Origin of the sequence: Streptomyces sp. Rer75, assembly GCF_013414305.1 — a bacterium.
GTDB classification, from domain to species: domain Bacteria; phylum Actinomycetota; class Actinomycetes; order Streptomycetales; family Streptomycetaceae; genus Streptomyces; species Streptomyces himastatinicus.
This window is the reverse complement of record NZ_CP058693.1, coordinates 8,650,650-8,667,854: the sequence shown is the minus strand read 5'-3', so window position 1 is coordinate 8,667,854 and position 17,205 is coordinate 8,650,650. Positions and strand designations below refer to the sequence as shown.

Below are 17,205 nucleotides of genomic sequence, written 5' to 3'. Positions count from 1 at the left end.
CGCAGACCTTCGACGTCCAGCACGACCCTTTCATGGGTTATCACCGTATTTCCCTCATTCGTATGCGGGTTTCCCCGGGGCGGGCCTGCGGGGGGGCGATGCGGTTCAGGAACGGTGGATGACGATGTCACCGCTGTAGGTACGGACCTTGACGTGGACGATCTCGTCGGTCTCCCCCGGGCCGTCGACGGCCTTGAGCGCGTTACGGACGGTGCCGGTCAGGGTGGACACGTCGAGCTTCGCCGCGGTGCCCTGCCGGATGCCGATCTCGATTTCGGCACCGGCCGCCGTGACCACGACCGAGCCCCGCACGACCTCGCCCAGCCGGATGCCGCCGTGGGCGGTCTTGGCCACGACGTTGCCGTGCGCCCGCTCCACGTGGAAGTCGCCGTTCATCCCGGTCAGGCGCAGTTCGCCGGTGGCGTCACCGATCCGGGTCTCGCCGTGGTCGTTGCCGACCAGGGCGGACCCGTCGATCTCGTCGACGCGTACGCCTCCGGAGCCGTTGGCGATCCTGGCGTGGCCCACCGCGCGCGTCACGGCGATCTCACCCCGGGACGTGGACAGCCGCAGCGGACCGGCCTCGTCGATCCGGAAGGCGCCGTGCGCCGCCTCGAAGCGGCATTCGCCCAGCCGGCCCTCGCCGCGCAGTGCGACGGAGGACGAACTGCCGCGCAGATCGGAGCCCTCGGGAAGTTCGATCAGCACGTCGACCGAGCCGGTGCGGCGCGACGCGCTGGGCCAGTGCAACATCTGCGGGGGCGCCTTGACCTGGAGCTTGCCCTGCGCGAAGTCGACGCGCGCCTGCTCCGCCGCCTTGACGTCGGCGGCGTTGGAGTCGTCCGTCGGGCGGACCTCGACGACCGTGTCGGTCCGCCGGCTCGCCCTGACCGTGATGGTGCCCGTGGAGATCTCGACCCTGGCGGAGATCGGTTCGGGGGTTTCGTACGTTGCCATGTCAGCCTTCCTGGTGAGCCGCTTGCGGGAGGAACGCGCGCCGGAGGCCGTCGGTGTAGGGCGTCACGCCTATGGCGCCATAATGGCGCACCCATGGCGCCACGACAAGCCGCCCTGCATGGAGCGACGTTGGGCAAGGCCCGGCAGCACCGCGATGCGTCGACGTGACCCCGGGTGGCCCGCTCGTCCGTCCCGCTCCGGCGCCGCCCGAGAGAGGTGCGCAGCGGGATCCGGTCCGTGCGGCCCCGAAGGGTACGGACTTGCCGGTCGCCCCGCGTCGGCGCGAGGATGACGCCATGGAACTGATGCGGTACGTCGACGACCTGCGGCAGGAACTGATCACTGCCGCCGAGGCGGGTGACGCGCAGACCCGCGAGGTCGCCGAGCGTCTCGTCGCACCGCTCTCCGCCAGCGTTCGACTGGTCCTGCTCGACGCCCTGTCGGCCGCCGCGGACGAGATCACCCGCGAACTGGCGCCGGGCGCGGTCGAGGTCCGGCTGCGGGGGCTCGACCCCGGGTTCGTGGTCACCCTGCCGCCGTCCGAGGAGCCCTCGGACGAGTCCGCGCGCCCGTTCTCGCAGCCGTTCGACGGCGCACCGCCGGAAGCCCCGCCCGCGCCTGGCGCCCCGGGCGCCAAGGATGGCGCCACCGCGCGCGTCAACTTCCGGCCGCCCGAGCAGCTGAAGGCCCGGATCGAGGAGGCCGCGAGCAGGGAAGGGCTGTCGGTCAACGCCTGGCTCGTGCGGGCGGCCTCCGCGATGCTGCACCACGAGGATCCCGGCCGCCGCAGCGAACGACGGGCCCCGCACGTCGGCCAGAACTACACCGGCTGGGTGAAATAGACCTCCCCGGACCAAACCAATGAAGGGCCCGAGGGCGGGGCGCCCCCTCCGGGGACACCCCATGAGAGCCGCGTCAGACGTCAGTGACCAGGAGCCGGTACCCGACGTCGATGGCCTCGACCCCGAGGAGGTCGGCGTGCCGGATGTGCCAGCGGCCGGTCGTCACGTCGTCCGCGAGCCGGTCCAACCCGGGCGCGATGACGGCCTCGCCCGTCTGCGCGAGCAAGGAGATCCCCGCGCGTACCTGCGGGTCGAGGTAGGCAGTCGGACGCCGCCAGTACGCGGCGGCGAACCCGTCCGTGCAGTCATGGGGAACCAGCACCGGTTCCCGCCGCGCGCCCCCGAGGAGGTCGGCCAACTGCTCGGTGGGTACGGCACGGGTGTCGTCGAACGCGGCGGCGTCGGGGAGGTAGTCCCGTACGAGCCAGAACCGTTCGCGGAAGATGCGCTGGTCCCACGTCAGGATGACGATGCGGCGGCGGGCAACCCGGCGCAGCTCCCTGATTCCGGCCGCCAGGTCGGTCCAGTGGTGGACCGTCAGCACTGCCATGACCGCGTCGGCGGCGCCGTCACACAGCGGCAGCCGCTCGGCGACCGCCCGCACCGCCGGCGCGGATCCGGACGGACGCTGGGCCAGCATGACGTGGCTGGGCTCGACCGCGAGGACCGTCTCCGGCGGTTCGTACGAACCGGTGCCCGCCCCGACGTTGATCACGTCTGTGACGCCCCCGAGTGCGGCGTGGATCTGCGCGGCGATCCGCGGATCGGGTCGCCGTGTCCGGGCGTATGTCGCGCCGAGCGTGTCATAGGTCGCCATGGGGTCAGTCTGCCCAGCGGGCCGTCTATGTGACGGAGCACCGCAGTTGACGGAGCGAAGCTGGAGCGTGGGTCAGGCGGTATCGGTTCGCGTCGCGGCGACCGCCACGGTGGCGTAGTGCATCGTGAAGCTGCCTCCCGCGGCGTCGATGGCGGTGCCGACGCCTGCCAGCACCTCGTCCAGCTGGGCTCGCGGGAGCCGGGTGAAGGCGCCCTGGGTGGGGAGTTGGTCCAGCCACTCGTCCCGCGTGTAGGGCTGTTCCCAGTCGAACCGCCACTGCTCGGGGTCGGTGAACGCGCCCACCTCCCGCATCCGGTCGGCCGCCTGGGCACACAGCGCGGTGTACCCCTCCGCGGCAGGCACCGCCCATTGGCGGACGGCGATCGAGTCGGGGATCACGCGGCGGTAGACATCGGTGAAGGCTTCCGTCAGTTCGGTCGAGGGCTGGCCCGCGTTCCAGAACAGGGCCAGCAGACCACGGGGGCGTAGCACCTGTGCCGCCTTGGCGGGTCCGGCGAGCGGGTCCACCCAGTGCCAGGACTGCCCGGAGACGACGGCGTCGAAGCTCCGGTCGCCCGGGTCCCAGTCTTCGAAGGACGCCACCTCGACGTCGAGTCCGCGCCGGCGCGCCTGGTCGGCCATCCGGGCGTCGACCTCGACGCCCAGCACCCGGGAACCGGCCTCGGCGAACTGCCGGGCCACGATGCCGGTGCCGCAGCCGACGTCGAGGACGTCCGGGCCGGGGCTGGCAACGACGATCCGGTCCACCAGGGCTTGGGGGTAGCGGGGCCGGGCCCGGTCGTAGCGTTCGGCGTCCGAACCGAAGGACTCCGCCACCTGTCGGTGTCGATGGGTCGTGCGTTCGGGGCGAGGGGCTCGCTCCGGCGGTAAAGTGGGCATGCGCCCACTATGAGTGGGCACATGCCCACTCGTCAAGGGAAGAAGGAGTTGCGCGGTGCCCACGGGAGTAGCCATCCGCGATGTGCGCGACCACCTGTTCGATGCCGCCGAGCGCATCCTGCTCCGGGACGGGCCGAGCGCCCTGACCAGTCGGGCGGTCACCACGGAGGCGGGCTGCGCCAAGGGCGTCCTGCACCGGCACTTCGCCGACTTCGACGCCTTCCTCGCCGAACTCGTGCTGGACCGCATCGCCCGGATCGACGACCTGGCCGCCGCCCTGCGTGCGTCCGCCGGAACCGGCACCGTCGCGGACAACCTCACCCAGGCGCTGATGGACGTGTTCGGGGCGGTCGCGGTGGCCATCGTCAGCCTCGTGACCTCCCGGGACGACCTGCGCTCCCGGCTGCGCGAGGCCAGGCCCACCGGCGTGCCGATCCTGACCGAGGCCGCGATCGCGATCGCCTCCTACCTCACCGCCGAGCGCGAACGCGGCCGCATCACCGCGGATGCCGACGTCGACACGCTCGCCCCCACCCTGATCGGGGCCGCGCACATGCTCTTCGCCGACCGCCACGGCACCCCGCCGGAGGCCGGCGCCGTCCGCAAGGTCGTGACCGCGGTCATTGCCGGGGTCGAGCACGAAGCGCCGTGATGCGTTGACCTGTTCAGGGACGCGGGGCTCTCTCGCCGTGCACGGCGGTGTACTCGGCCGCGAGCCAAGGGCCGAGGTCGTCGATGAGCATCCCGAGCACCGCCGGGTCGGCTGAGGGCGCACGGCCCATGGACGCGGCGGCACGCATCTGCGCGGCGCGCTCGGGGTAGTAACGGCCGAACAGCTCCGCGGACTGGTCAAGATCGCTGGTCCAGCCGCCCCATCGGGGCATGACCAGGGTGAATCCGGTACGGACCGTGCGCCGGCCGACGCGACGGCCAAGGCTCCGGCGTTCGGCGTCCGTGGTGGCTTCGGCCACCTTCGCCCGCCAGCGGGGAAGCAGGCGGACGAAGTCCCCGTTGGTCTCCCGGGCGAGGAGGGTTGTGGGGCGGTAACGGGGCAGCTGTTCCGCGAGGTCGGGGCCCAGCAACGGGGTGCAGAGGCAGGCGATGAAGAATCCGGCGTCGTGACGTTCGACGCCGCTGAGCAGAAACCGCGTGCTGCTCACCAGGATCCCGGCGCCGTTGATCTGCGGGAACGCACGGTCGAGTGCGGTCTCGATCGCTGTGGCATCGGCGCGGTCGGCTTCGGTGGGCTCGTCGTGGAGGGCGAGTTGGAGGTCGAGGTCGGAGACTCCGGGGGTGGCGGTGCCACGGGGGATGCTGCCGTAGAGGTAGGCGCTGTGCAGGCGCGTGCCGCCGAACGTCCCGGTGAGGTGAGCGCGGGCGGCATCGACGACGGGGACGAACGCTTCCGGCACGCGGTCCAGCGCGCCTTCGCGTGCGATCGTCCCGTCGCGGTCCAGCCCTCGTTCATTCATGGGGCCACTGTGCCGTGTGCCGCTGTGCGCTGCCGAGCGGACACCGACTCCGTCACCGAGACCGCCGGGCGCCTCGGCTACGCCTCGCCCGCGGCCTTCACCGCTGCCCTCACCCGGGCCTTCGGCGTGCCCCCGTCGCGCTTCACCACGAGCGGATGACGCGCCGTGAGCGTCACGGCGTCGCTTCCGCCTCCACCGGCTTGGGGATGAGGAAGGACGTCACGAAGGCGGCGGCGATGAGTGCGGCTCCCGTGATGATGCCCGCGCCGTAGCCGGTGGCGGACGTCTTGTCCGCGGGCTCGGCGGCGGTCTGCGCCGCGTAGACGAGGGCGAAGCTGAGGCCCGCGCCGAGGTTGAAGGCGCCCGCGTTCAGGCCCGGCAGGAAGCCGGGGTTCTCCTTCGGGGACAGGACGATGCCGAGGCCGTTGAGGACGATGTTGCCCACGCCCGCGTAGGTGATGCCGATGAGGATCGACGCCGCCAGGAGCAGCAGGCGGGAGTCGGCTTGCAGGGTGAGGAGCATCAGGGCGAGGGTGGCGGCCGCGCCGATGAGGCCGAGGCGCAGGATGCGGCCGTAGCCGTGGGTGGCGGCGAGGCGACCGGCGAGCGGGCCCATGGCCAGGCCCGCGAGCGCGTACGGGATCAGGGTCCACCAGGCGGACTGTTCGGCGGTCATGCCGAAACCTGCCCGGGCGTCCTGGGCGAAGGCGGGGATCAGGCCGTTCATGACGGCGAACACACCGGTCATGGTGAGCACGGTCGTCAGCAGCAGGGCCCAGGTGGAGCGCTGCCTGAGGTGGCGGGTGGCCACCAGGGGGTGGCTGCTGCGGTCCTCGGTGCGCCAGAACAGGGCGAAGGCGATGGCGGTGACGACGAACAGGGCGGCGACGAGCGGCCAGTTGGCGTCGGCGAGCTTCCCGGCCTCGTTCAGGGCGATCAGGGCCGCTCCGACCGAGACGACCAGGAGGGCGACACCGGGCCAGTCCATGCGGCTTTCAGTCTCTGCGTCCTCGGTGGCCACGGACTCGGGGGTGAGGGTGGCGACCAGGACGGTGGCGAGCACGGCGACGGCGGCCATGGCCCAGAAGATGGACGAGAAGCCGTGGTGGTCGGCGAGGTATCCGCCCGCGAGGGAGTCGACACCGGCGACGCCTCCGTTGACGGCGGTGATGACGCCGAGGAGGGTGCCGTACTTCTTCGGCTCGTGGACCTCGTTGCGCAGCATGATCAGGCACAGCGGCACGGTGGGCCCGGATACGCCCTGGATGACGCGGCCCGCGAAGAGCACGGGGATGCTCCCGGCGAGCGCGGCCATCACACAGCCGACGGCCATCAGCGCCAGCATCCCGGCCAGGACCCGGCGGCGGCCGATGAGGTCGCCCAGGCGGGGCAGGAAGAGCGAGAAGAGGGCCGCCGAGGTGAAGAACGCGGTTTGGGTCAGGCCGACTTCGGCCGAGGTCGCCCCGAGGGAGTTCTCGATGCTCTTCAGGGCGGGGCTGAGCATGCTCGCGTTGAGCTGGAAGGCGAAGCAGGCCGTCAGGAGCGCGGTGACCAGGACCCAGATCCGGACGGGGCGTGTGCCGCCCGGTATGGCGGCCGGGGCGAGGGCCGGGTCGGTGGAGGAGGAGTTCATGCGCGCACGTCACCGATCCGCTCGAGGGCGTCCACGATCAGGTCCCAGAAGCGCTGGTGGTCGAGGGTGACCGCGACCTGGGTGCGGCAGTCGTCGGGGGCGGGCGCGCGGAGGTCGGTGACGGTCATGCCGAGGGTGAGGGTGCCGGTGAGTTCGATGTCCACCGGGGCCTTGCGGACGGTCATGACGGTGGGGTCGATGACGTACGCGACGGCACACGGGTCGTGCACCGGGGGGTGCTCGAAGCCCTGCTCCTTGAGGTACGTGGCGCCGAAGAAGTCCAGGAGTTCATTGACGAACGTGGCGGGGCCGGTGCCGACGCGGGCGATGCGGTCGACGACCTCCGGGGTGGCGAGGGCCTGGTGGGTGAGGTCGAGGCCGACCATGGTGACCGGCCAGCCCTCGTTGAAGACGATGTGGGCGGCCTCGGGGTCGATCTTGATGTTGAACTCGGCGACGGGGCTCCAGTTGCCCGTGTGGTAGCCGCCGCCCATCAGGACGACCTCGCGCACGCGCTGGGCGATGCGGGGCTCTTTGCGTACGGCCAGGGCGATGTTGGTCAGACCCGCGGTGGGGACGAGGGTGATCTCGCCGGGCTCGTGGGCCATCACCGTGTCGATGATGAGGTCGACGGCGTGCCGGGGGTCCAGGGCCAGGGTGGGCTCGGGCATCGCGGGGCCGTCGATGCCGCTCTCGCCGTGGATCCCGTGGGCCGTTTCGACGGTGCGCACCAGGGGGCGGGCGCAGCCCGCGGCGAAGGGGACGCCGGTGATGTTCGCGATGCGGGCGACCGAGAGGGCGTTGCGGGTGACCTTCTCCAGGGTCTGGTTGCCGACGACGGTGGTGACGGCGACCAGTTCGACGTCGGGGTTGCCGTGCGCCAGGAGCATCGCGATCGCGTCGTCGTGCCCGGGGTCGCAGTCGAGGATGATCTTTCTCATCGGGTTCTCTCTGGAATCGTGTCGCACGTCGAGATCCGCCACAGACGAACGCTCGACCGCTCGGTGGGTGACATGAGGAGGCCCTCAACCGTCGCTGTCGGTTCCACACCGTAACGCGATAGGGTCCGCCGCCTTTCACCGCATCACCTGGGACGACGCGCCCCGCTCCGTGCCGCACGAGCATGCGGCGAACGGGCGAGGCGGGCGATCACCGCCCCCAGGCCCCCGCCGCCGCGGCCCGCACCACGTAATCCTCGAAGGTCCGGGGCGCCCGTCCCAGCAGGGTGGCGAGGTCGTCCGTCGTCGCGGCGATCAGCCCGCGTTCCATCATCACGAACATCTCGGCGACGTGATGGGCGTCGTCCTCGCTCAAGCCCTCCGCGACCAGCGTCGCGGCGTACTCGGCGGGCGAGATCTGCCGATACGTGAGGGGCCGCCCCGACGCCCGGGAGATCAGGTCAACAGCCTCACCGAAGGTGAGTGCACGCGGCCCGGTCAGCTCGTAGACCCTTCCGGCGTGCCGACCGGGCTCGGTCAGCACCGCGGCCGCGGCGTCGGCGACGTCCTCCACGTCGATGAACGGCTCGGGAACCGCACCGGCCGGGAGCGCCAGTTCCCCGGCGACCAGCGGGGCGTGGAAGACGTCCTCGTCGAAGTTCTGGGCGAAGTTCGACGGCCGCAGGACGGTCCACTCCAGCGCCGAGCCGCGCACGGCATCCTCGGCCGACCGCATGTCCAGCCCGAACGTGGAGTCGCCCCAGGTGTCCGCGCCGTGCCCGGAGAGCAGGACCATCCGCCGCACCCCGGCGGCCTCGGCCCGGGCCACGAACTCGTGCACCGGACCCGGCACGCTCGGGGCCACCACGTAGACGGCGGCGACACCCCGCAGGGCCGCGTCCCAGCTGCCGGGGTCGGACCAGTCGAACCGGGTCCGGCTCGACCGGGAGGCGGCACGCACCGGCGTGCCGCGCAGCCGCAACCGGGGGGCGATCCGCCGACCCGTCTTGCCGGTTGCGCCGAGGATGAGAGTGGTGTCGTTGGCGTTGGTCATGACGCCGATTGAACACGGCTGGCTCGGACGATCCCATGGGCAAGAAGCCGGATCGCCTGCGTATTCGTCTCAACGTATGCGTCTAGACTCGCTGGAGTGGACGCGTTCAGTGATCTGATCCGGGGGGTACGAGCCCATGGCTCGTTGTTCGGCAGCTCGACCCTGACCCCGCCCTGGTCCCTGCACTTCGTGGACGGCGCGCCGCTGACCCTGTGCACCGTCCTCACCGGGGCGGGCTGGATCGTGCCGGAGGGGCGTCCGCCCGAGCCGCTTCGCGCCCGCGAGACGATCGTCGTACGCGGCCCCGCGACGTTCACCTTCGTCGACGAGGTCGACACCCCGGCCGAACCACTCGCATGCGGCGAGCACTGCGCGACGCCCGAACAGGGCGGGACCCGGCACCGGCTCGGCTGGAACGACTGCGGCGAGGACGACGCCGGTGACGGCCGCGGTGCGACGACCCTGATCGTCGGCGCCTATCCGGTGCGCGGCGAGATCAGCCGCCGGCTGCTGGACGCGCTGCCCGTCGTGCTGCGCGCGGACGCCGGGGGCACGGCCGATGCCGTGCTGGACCACGTGGCCGCCGAGGTCGCCGTCGACACGCCGGGCCAGCAGGTCGTACTCGACCGGCTGCTGGACTGGATGCTGGTCTGCACGCTGCGCGAGTGGTTCGACCGGCCCGGCGGCGAGCCCCCGGCCTGGTGGGCCGCCCAACGGGACCCGGTGGTCGGCCACGCGCTGCGCCTGCTGCACGCCGAACCGGCGGCGCCATGGACGGTCGCCGCGCTGGCCGACCGCACCGGGGTGTCGCGTTCGACGCTGGCCAAGCGGTTCGCCGACCTGGTCGGCGAACCGCCGCTGACCTACCTCACCCGCTGGCGCATGACGCTCGCGGCGGACCTCCTGGTCGAGCAGCAGACCGCAACCATCGCGGACATCGCCCGCACCGTGGGGTACGCCGACCCGTTCGGGTTCAGCGCGGCGTTCAAACGGGTACGAGGCGCCAACCCGAGCGCATACCGGCGCACCGCGAACGGCTCGAACGCCTGAATCCACCCGCGTCCGACTCCATCAGGCCCGCTCCCGCGCACGGGGCGGAGGAGCGTAAGCCCGTCAGGTGTCGAGCAGTTCCGGGGCGAAGACGTCCCGAGGGCTGTGCGGTTGGCGGCCGGTTCGGTGATCCCGCTGCGGGTGTTCGCGAACACGCACGCGTGCCGGACACAGCGCGAAGCCGAGCACGACGACACATGCCGCCGCAGGCCCCGCCAATCGTCCCGCTTACCCTGATCTGGCCGCTTCTTCGACGGCATGTTCGCTTGCGCGATGTGACAGGAGTGCACGATGGCCACCTCCACCGATGTGGAGACCCCTCCGGAGAACCCTTCCGGTGGTCGCCTGCGGTCCTGGATGCTGGAGGGCCTGGCCGATATGGCCAAGCGCCGGCCGGGGCCGCACACCCAGCCCTCCGAGGAGCACCGGGGACAGCGCTGGTGGCGGGTGATGTGCCTGACCGGCGTGGACTACTTCTCCACGCTCGGCTACCAGCCCGGTATCGCCGCCCTGGCCGCCGGGCTGCTCTCCCCCATCGCCACGCTCGTCCTGGTGGCCGTGACCCTGGCCGGGGCGCTGCCGGTGTACCGGCGGGTGGCCAAGGAGAGCCCGCACGGCGAGGGGTCGATCGCGATGCTGGAGCGGCTGCTGTCGTTCTGGCAGGGCAAGCTCTTCGTGCTGACGCTGCTGGGCTTCGCCGCGACGGACTTCCTGATCACGATCACCCTCTCGGCGGCCGACGCCTCCACCCACCTGGTGGAGAACCCGCACTTCACCAGCCTCCTGCACGGCCATGAGGTCGTCATCACCATGGGCCTGGTGGCCCTGCTGGGAGCGGTCTTCCTCAAGGGGTTCACCGAGGCCATCGGCGTGGCGGTGGCCCTGGTGGGTGCGTATCTCGCGCTCAACGCGGTCGTGGTGATCGTCGGGCTGTGGCACGTGGCCACCGCCTCCCACGTGGTCACCGACTGGTCGCAGGCGCTGACCGCCCAGCACAGCAACCCCCTGATCATGGTCGGTCTGGCGCTGGTGGTCTTCCCCAAGCTCGCCCTCGGCCTGTCCGGGTTCGAGACCGGCGTGGCGGTCATGCCCCACGTCCAGGGCGACCCCGGCGACACCGAGGAGCGGCCCACCGGCCGGATCCGGGACACGCGGAAGCTGCTCACCACCGCCGCGGTGATCATGAGCGGTTTCCTGATCTGCACCAGCTTCATCACCACCCTGCTCATACCGCAGGACGCGTTCAAGGCGGGCGGCCCGGCCAACGGACGCGCCCTGGCCTACCTCGCCCACCAGTACCTGGGCTCGGTCTTCGGCACCGTCTACGATGCCGCCACCATCGGCATCCTGTGGTTCGCGGGCGCCTCCGCCATGGCCGGACTGCTCAACCTCATGCCGCGCTATCTGCCCCGGTACGGCATGGCACCGCACTGGGCCCGCGCGGTCCGCCCCATGGTGCTCGTCTTCACCCTGATCGGCTTCCTGGTCACCTGGATCTTCGACGCCGACGTGGACGCCCAGGGCGGCGCCTACGCCACCGGGGTGCTGGTCCTGATGACCTCCGCCGCCGTCGCCGTCACCATCGCCGCCCGCCGCGCCCGGCAGCGGGGCTGGACCATCGCCTTCGGGGCCATCACCGTGGTCTTCGTCTACACCACGGCGGTCAACGTCGTGGAACGCCCCGACGGTGTGAAGATCGGGGCGTGTTTCATCGCGGGCATCATCGCGGTGTCCCTGCTGTCCCGGCTCGCCCGCGCCTTCGAGCTTCGGGTCACCGACATGGAGCTGGACGGCATGGCCGAGCGCTTCGTCCGTGACACCGCCACCCGCCGGATACGTTTCATCGCCAACGAGCCCGACAACCGCGACCCGGCCGAGTACCGCGACAAGATCCAGCAGATACGGGCCGACAACGACATCCCGGCGGAAGAGGACCTCGTCTTCGTCGAGGTCACCGTCCGCGACCCCTCCGACTTCGAATCCGCGGTACGGGTACGGGGCGAGGTGCTGCACGGCCGCTACCGCGTCCTGACCCTCGACGGCTCCAGCATCCCCAACTCGCTGGCCGCCCTGCTGCTGCACGTACGGGACGAGACCGGGTGCCGGCCGCACATCTACTTCGAGTGGACCGAGGGCAGCCCCTTCGCCCAGTTCCTGCGGTTCTTCCTGTTCGGCCAGGGAGAGGTCGCCCCCGTCACCCGCGAAGTCCTCCGCGAAGCCGAACCCGACCGCGCCCGCCGCCCCCACGTCCACGTCGGCTGAGCACGGCCCACCGCCGCCGACACGGCGTCACTTCACTATCGGACCGTCCGGCTTGGGCGGACCCTCTGGCGGCTTGGGCGGAGCAGGTGGCCGGGGAATCGGGCCGGGAGGGAACAGGGGAGGTGGCGAGGGAGCGGCTCCCAGGCACGTGGGGTCGAAGTTCTCCACGATGTACGTCCACGCCTTCTTGGCCTCGTCGAGGGTGAAGTCCGGTTCGCCGCTCCGATAGGCACTCCAGAACAGGCGGGGAATGGACCAGCCCGCGGCCGCGGACTTCTCCTCCGACGAGAACATGATCCGGTCCACGCCGTCGGTATGGCACAGGCCGACATAGTGACCGAGCTCATGGACCACCACGTACTTCCAGATGGAGTCGGGGAAGTTGTCGACGAAGGTCACTCCCGAGGTATCCGATGTGCTCTCGTCGCATTCTCTCTTGCCAAAAATGCTGGCCACTCCGTGCCGGGCGTGGTTCGTGTACCGGAATATGCCGACGACGACGGGACGACAGAGATCGAACCGTGCGGCGATGGGGTTGGCGGGGCTCAGGCTCTTGCGTTGACGGTCGATCACCTCGGCGAGGAAATCGCTCTGCGTCTCGCGGCGGTTGTCGCCGTCGTTCTGGACGATGTGCTCCGCTTTGGTCACCGGCACGGTCTTTTCGTCAAAGCTGAACTTCAGGTATAGTTCGCGCCCCTTTTCCTCCGCCGTGCTGAGCTTGGTGTCCAGGTCATCCGCGCCCATGGGAAAGACCTGGAAGTCCGGGCCGCGCTCGCCGCGGGAGATGATGTATTCGTTCACCTCGTCCTTGGTGAGCGGGACTTCGGCCTGCTCACCGCCGCCACCAGCGGCCGCATCCAGCTTCCTGAAGGTCCTGTAGCGCTTGCGGTAGAAGAACCCTTGAGGGAAGGTGATGCCGCACAGCTCACGCAGATCGATTTCGCCCGACTCATGGAGCGCCACCAGGTTGGGCACCTTCGGGTCGGTGGTCGAGGAGGCCTGTGAGTCCATGACGGTGAGGTACGCGGTGGCCTTCAGCTGCAACCGGAAAGGCCCGTGGTCGAGGTTGATGGCCCTCTTGATCTGTTCAAGGGTTCCACCCGAGTATTTCCGCGCCAGAAGTCCACGGACGTGGCGTCGTATCGATGCGTCGTTCACCGCGTCGATGGCGAACGCGACCAGTTCGCCGCCGAGGACGAGACGGCCGAACCGGATGACACCCAGCGTGACTCCGCCGACAAGACGGAGGATCCCGTCCGTGATACGGCGGGGGTTGAGGGTGGTTGCCCCGACCAAGAGGTCCCACACACTGCTGAAGACATCCTTGCCGAAATCAACGGCTACCTCGACTACCTTGCAGACAAGCCGTGTCACCAATTTGCCCACGGTGACCACGACCGTCCTGAGGACCTTCACCGTCACGGTGACGAGCCAGCAGACCCAGCCTCGCGGGTCGTACCACTCGTAATCTCTGCACCGCTTCTCGGTGCGCGACTCCCATGTCTCGATGGGCTGCGAGACCTTTTCCTCGACCCATTCCTGGGCCTGTCTACAGACGACGGCCATGACGGTTCCTCCCTCGTCTCACACACCGGCCGGCCGAGCCGGGCAAGGGATCATTCAGGGATCATGACGCATGGACGGCCGGCCTCGACCGTCCATGCGCAGCAGCAGGGAGCGCAGCCGATGGCGGCTCCAGGCCAGCCCCAGCAGCTTGCCGACGGCACCCCCCGCGACAGCGACAAGCACGCCGACCCCTGCCGACGGCCAGGACCAACCCCCGACGGCGAACTGGTACCCCAGCGCAACACCCGCCGTCACCGCGAAGGCCGCCATCCCGGCAGCACAGCCGCAGTCGTTGAACAACCGCCGGATCGTCGCGGCCGACCGTCGCCGTTCGTCGGGGTCGAGCCACGGGACGAGCACGACGACGTCATGGACGGTCGGGCGGCCCAGCCAGGAGGCAAGCGCCGCGGCGTGCTCCAGGTCCTCCGGGCACTCCAGCTTCAGGCGCACGATGTCCTACTCACGCCTCACACAGAAACAATCTGGTCATCCATAACGGACGTTATATCCGCCACCCGTTGATCGCATCTGGAGCTGGGCCCTCGTCGCCATTCTTCGGCGTCTTCGTCGTATAGCGAACGACGAGTTGAGGCGGCAGGGCGACGCTCCGCGGTTCCGTCTGCGGCAGCTCGATCCGTTCGACCGCGGCAGCCTGGCCACGGGCCTGGCGGTCTTCACCCAACGGCTCGGCAACGCCGCCGTGACCCTGACCTTCCCCTCCCTCATCGACGCCCTCGGCGGCGTCACGTTCTTCCTCTTCGCCGCGGTCAACGTCGTCACGGTCCTCTTCCTGGTCCGCTACCTGCCCGATACCCGCAACCGCAGCCTCGAGGAGATCGAAGAACACTTCCGTACGGTTCGTGGAAGCTGACCGGGCCCCGGCATCACCGCCTTCGGCGAGAACGCTCACACGCCCACAGCGCGAGCCCCAGGCAGCTGAACGCGGCACCCAGTGCACAGACGGCGCCCCAGCCGGCCACCGCGTAGAGGGAGGTCGCGGCGAGGGCGCCGGTGGCGCTGCCGATCGAGTAGAAGACCATGTATCCGCCGATCAGCCGACTGCCCGCGTCCGGGTGCAGTGCGTAGATCAGGGTCTGGTTGGTGACGTGGACCGCCTGTACGGCGAGGTCGAGAAGGATCACCCCGACGGCCAGGGCCCAGAGCGAGCTGCGGGTGAAGGCCAGAGGCAGCCACGAGGCGGCGAGCAGGGCCAGGGCGATGCCGGTGGTCCGCCGGGAGAGTCCGCGGTCGTTCAGGCGGCCCGCCACGGTGGCGGCCAGGGCACCGGCGACACCGATCAGCCCCAGCGTCCCGATCGCGCTGTGCGGCAGGAAGTACGGGGCCTCGCTGAGCGGCAGCGCGACGCTGCTCCACAGGGTGCTGAACGCGGCGAAGACCAGCAGGCCGAACAGGGCCCGGAGCCGCAGCAGTCGTTCCCGTGCGAACAGGGTGACCGTTGAGCGCAGGAGCTGTCCGTAGCGCAGGACTGTCGGCGGAGTGCCACCGTGGCGCGGCAGCACTCGGTACAGGACCAGGGCGAGCGCAGCGGAGAGCGACGCCGAGGCGAGGTAGACGGAGCGCCAGCCCGCGAGATCGGCCATGAGGCCGGACGCGGTGCGGGCGAGCAGGATTCCGATGACCACGCCGCTGGTGACCAGACCGACGACCCGTCCGCGCTCGGCGGGAGGGGCCAGTGAAGCCGCGAAGGCCACCAGCGTCTGCGTGACGACCGCGAGAAGCCCCGTCGCGGCCATGCCCGCGAGCAGGATCGCCGCCGCGGGAGCGGTGGCCACCACGACCAGCGCCACCACCAGCAGCAGCAACTGACCCACGATGAGCCGTCTGCGGTCGACCACGTCGCCCAGCGGCACGAGGAGGAAGAGCCCCAGCCCGTATCCGACGTGCGTGAGGGTGACCACGCTGCCGACCAGAGCCGGGCTCATGGCGAGGTCGTGACCCATGGTCACCAGGAGCGGCTGGGAGAAGTAGACGTTGGCCACCGCGGCCCCGCAGGCGACGGCGAACAGGATGACGACGCCACGGGACAGGACGAACGCGGAACCCTCCCCGCTTCGAGCCTCGGCCCGTCGTGTCACAGCATCACCGTTGCCGGGCATCAGCACTCCCCCACGTCCTGGTTTCATCTTGCCACCAGTGGCGGACAGTAGCCCGCTTGGTAGCATGTTGCAACCATCGTGAGAGTGGTCGTGAGAGTGAGGGACGCCATGGTGACCAGGACGCGCTTCGACGACAGCGCATGCCCTGTCGCCCGGTCGGTGGACGCGATCGGCGACTGGTGGTCCCTGCTGATCGTGCGGGACGCCTTCGACGGAAGCCGTCGCTTCGGGGAGTTCCAGCGCAGCCTCGGCGTGGCGAAGAACATCCTCGCCGCGCGACTGCGCACCCTGGTCGCCGGCGGCGTCCTCGAATCCGTCCCCGCCTCGGACGGCAGCGCCTACCGCGAGTACGTGCTGACCCCGAAGGGCGAGGCGCTCTTCCCCGTCATCGTGGCACTGCGGCAGTGGGGCGAACAGAACTTCTTCGACCCCGGCGAACCGCACTCGGAGCTGGTCGACCGCCGAGAGGGACGTCCCCTCCGCGCACTGGAAGTGCTGTCCGCGGACGGGCGACGGCTGAACCCGGACGACACCACCGTGCACAAGGTTTCCGCCCCGTGATCTGAGCGGGAGCCCCGCCTCCCTCTGTTCAGAGCCGGCCAACTCGGTGTCGTCGCCGGGCCGTACGCGCGCCCGGCTCTCCTGGCCGTGGCGGCGCATGGCATCCAGGTAGCCCGCGCGCCACTCGGCAGCACCGGGCTGTTCGCCGCCGTCGATGTGGACGATGACGTGGTGGCCCAGCGAGACCAAGTGGCGGGGCGGCACGGTTCTTTCACCTGAGCGCCAACCTCGCACACAGGCGGCCCGGCAAAAATCTTCCGGTGAATGGCGCCTATGGAAAAATTTCTCCCTCTAGAACAGCCATCGCGGGGTAAGAACGCAAACACCTTTGGGTCCTTTCGGCCTAGCCTTCCCTCCCAGAGCAAGAATGCGAGGGATCGATCGATGGAAATGACGACGCTGGCGGCCTTCTTGGCAGTGGATCTGCTGCTGGTGTTCACCCCGGGCGCCGACTGGGCGTACGCGATCTCGGCCGGGCTGCGGGACCGGTCGGTGGTTCCGGCGGTCGCCGGGCTGATAGCGGGATACGTCGGGTACACGCTGCTCGCCGTCGCGGGGCTGGTGGTGATCGTGGCGAGTTCGGCGACCGTGCTCACCACGCTGACCGTCGCCGGGGCGGGCTATCTGGTGTGGCTGGGCTGCGGCGTACTGCGGCAGCCCGCCACGCTGACGGCCTCCAATGAGGCGATGGGATCCTCCCGCTTGCAGATCATGCTCAAGGGGATCGGAATCAGCGGCCTGAACCCCAAGGCGCTGCTGCTGTACTTCTCGCTGTTTCCGCAGTTCATCAACCCCGCGGGCGGCTGGCCGGTCGCCGCGCAGACCGGCCTGCTGGGCACGCTCCACATGACGGCCTGCGCCCTGGTCTACCTCGGCGTCGGCGTCCTCGCCCGCACGGTCCTGAAGACCCGGCCCTCGGCGGCCCGGGCCGTCACCCGTGTCTCCGGTGCCATGATGATCGCCATCGGCGTGTTCCTGCTGGCGGAACGCCTGGTCGGCTGACGAGCCCCCGTTCACGGATCATGTTGCCGTCCTG

Annotated in this window: 17 protein-coding genes and 1 pseudogene; 8 read left to right on the top strand and 10 right to left on the bottom strand. The window is 70.3% G+C overall.

Features of this window, described 5'->3' with window-relative positions; genetic code table 11:
- Positions 1-105: 105 nt before the first annotated feature.
- Positions 106-957: a DUF4097 family beta strand repeat-containing protein gene (locus HYQ63_RS37165; RefSeq protein ID WP_179938078.1), complete on the bottom strand. Its 852-nt coding sequence runs from the start codon at positions 955-957 to the stop codon at positions 106-108.
- 296 nt (positions 958-1,253) lie between these two features.
- Between HYQ63_RS37165 and HYQ63_RS37160 the strand changes: the two genes are divergently transcribed.
- Positions 1,254-1,799 (top strand): hypothetical protein, encoded by a 546-nt coding sequence (locus HYQ63_RS37160; protein WP_179938077.1) that lies wholly within the window; start codon positions 1,254-1,256, stop codon positions 1,797-1,799.
- A 73-nt stretch (positions 1,800-1,872) separates the two neighbouring features.
- On the opposite strand, the gene HYQ63_RS37155 is transcribed toward HYQ63_RS37160, so the two are convergent.
- Both HYQ63_RS37155 and HYQ63_RS37150 read right to left on the bottom strand, forming a co-directional pair.
- Positions 1,873-2,616 (bottom strand): class I SAM-dependent methyltransferase, encoded by a 744-nt coding sequence (locus tag HYQ63_RS37155; protein WP_179938076.1) that lies wholly within the window; start codon positions 2,614-2,616, stop codon positions 1,873-1,875.
- A 72-nt stretch (positions 2,617-2,688) separates the two neighbouring features.
- Positions 2,689-3,516 carry a class I SAM-dependent methyltransferase gene (locus HYQ63_RS37150; protein ID WP_179938075.1) on the bottom strand — a complete coding sequence of 276 codons (828 nt, stop codon included), beginning with the start codon at positions 3,514-3,516 and terminating at the stop codon, positions 2,689-2,691.
- A 55-nt stretch (positions 3,517-3,571) separates the two neighbouring features.
- Between HYQ63_RS37150 and HYQ63_RS37145 the strand changes: the two genes are divergently transcribed.
- Positions 3,572-4,168 (top strand): TetR/AcrR family transcriptional regulator, encoded by a 597-nt coding sequence (locus tag HYQ63_RS37145; protein ID WP_179938074.1) that lies wholly within the window; start codon positions 3,572-3,574, stop codon positions 4,166-4,168.
- Between the two features lie 13 nt (positions 4,169-4,181).
- Here HYQ63_RS37145 and HYQ63_RS37140 read toward each other — a convergent pair whose 3' ends face one another.
- A complete protein-coding gene (locus HYQ63_RS37140) occupies positions 4,182-4,988 on the bottom strand; it encodes a nucleotidyltransferase domain-containing protein (RefSeq protein WP_179938073.1) in 807 nt (268 codons plus the stop codon).
- A gap of 48 nt (positions 4,989-5,036) precedes the next feature.
- Between HYQ63_RS37140 and HYQ63_RS37135 the strand changes: the two are divergent.
- Positions 5,037-5,147, top strand: a pseudogene (locus HYQ63_RS37135) (AraC family transcriptional regulator); the annotation flags it as partial.
- A 13-nt stretch (positions 5,148-5,160) separates the two neighbouring features.
- On the opposite strand, the gene HYQ63_RS37130 reads toward HYQ63_RS37135, so the two are convergent.
- The 3 genes from HYQ63_RS37130 to HYQ63_RS37120 form a co-directional block, all read right to left on the bottom strand.
- Positions 5,161-6,621, bottom strand: a complete 1,461-nt coding sequence (locus tag HYQ63_RS37130; RefSeq protein ID WP_179938072.1) for an MFS transporter — start codon at positions 6,619-6,621, stop codon at positions 5,161-5,163.
- A complete protein-coding gene (locus HYQ63_RS37125; RefSeq protein ID WP_179938071.1) occupies positions 6,618-7,562 on the bottom strand; it encodes a nucleoside hydrolase in 945 nt (314 codons plus the stop codon). The genes HYQ63_RS37130 and HYQ63_RS37125 overlap by 4 nt, the downstream gene beginning before the upstream one ends.
- Positions 7,563-7,770: 208 nt before the next feature.
- Complete coding sequence (locus tag HYQ63_RS37120) at positions 7,771-8,613, bottom strand: NAD(P)H-binding protein (protein ID WP_179938070.1); 843 nt, start codon at positions 8,611-8,613, stop codon at positions 7,771-7,773.
- A 96-nt stretch (positions 8,614-8,709) separates the two neighbouring features.
- Here HYQ63_RS37120 and HYQ63_RS37115 point away from each other — a divergent pair, with 96 nt between their 5' ends.
- Positions 8,710-9,663, top strand: a complete 954-nt coding sequence (locus tag HYQ63_RS37115) for an AraC family transcriptional regulator (protein WP_179938069.1) — start codon at positions 8,710-8,712, stop codon at positions 9,661-9,663.
- Between the two features lie 291 nt (positions 9,664-9,954).
- Positions 9,955-11,925 (top strand): APC family permease, encoded by a 1,971-nt coding sequence (locus tag HYQ63_RS37110; protein WP_179938068.1) that lies wholly within the window; start codon positions 9,955-9,957, stop codon positions 11,923-11,925.
- A 27-nt stretch (positions 11,926-11,952) separates the two neighbouring features.
- Here HYQ63_RS37110 and HYQ63_RS37105 read toward each other — a convergent pair whose 3' ends face one another.
- Both HYQ63_RS37105 and HYQ63_RS37100 read right to left on the bottom strand, forming a co-directional pair.
- Positions 11,953-13,491, bottom strand: a complete 1,539-nt coding sequence (locus HYQ63_RS37105; protein WP_179938067.1) for a hypothetical protein — start codon at positions 13,489-13,491, stop codon at positions 11,953-11,955.
- 54 nt (positions 13,492-13,545) lie between these two features.
- Positions 13,546-13,941: a hypothetical protein gene (locus HYQ63_RS37100; protein ID WP_179938066.1), complete on the bottom strand. Its 396-nt coding sequence runs from the start codon at positions 13,939-13,941 to the stop codon at positions 13,546-13,548.
- 136 nt (positions 13,942-14,077) lie between these two features.
- Between HYQ63_RS37100 and HYQ63_RS37095 the strand changes: the two genes are divergently transcribed.
- Positions 14,078-14,362, top strand: coding sequence for an MFS transporter (locus HYQ63_RS37095; protein ID WP_257232383.1), 285 nt, complete (start codon positions 14,078-14,080; stop codon positions 14,360-14,362).
- A 13-nt stretch (positions 14,363-14,375) separates the two neighbouring features.
- Here the strand turns inward: HYQ63_RS37095 and HYQ63_RS37090 are convergent, their stop codons facing one another.
- Positions 14,376-15,608 carry an MFS transporter gene (locus HYQ63_RS37090; RefSeq protein WP_179938065.1) on the bottom strand — a complete coding sequence of 411 codons (1,233 nt, stop codon included), beginning with the start codon at positions 15,606-15,608 and terminating at the stop codon, positions 14,376-14,378.
- 108 nt (positions 15,609-15,716) lie between these two features.
- Here HYQ63_RS37090 and HYQ63_RS37085 point away from each other — a divergent pair, with 108 nt between their 5' ends.
- Positions 15,717-16,169, top strand: a complete 453-nt coding sequence (locus tag HYQ63_RS37085) for a helix-turn-helix domain-containing protein (RefSeq protein ID WP_179938064.1) — start codon at positions 15,717-15,719, stop codon at positions 16,167-16,169.
- Between the two features lie 384 nt (positions 16,170-16,553).
- Positions 16,554-17,171 carry a LysE family translocator gene (locus tag HYQ63_RS37080; protein ID WP_179938063.1) on the top strand — a complete coding sequence of 206 codons (618 nt, stop codon included), beginning with the start codon at positions 16,554-16,556 and terminating at the stop codon, positions 17,169-17,171.
- Positions 17,172-17,205 lie beyond the last annotated feature (34 nt).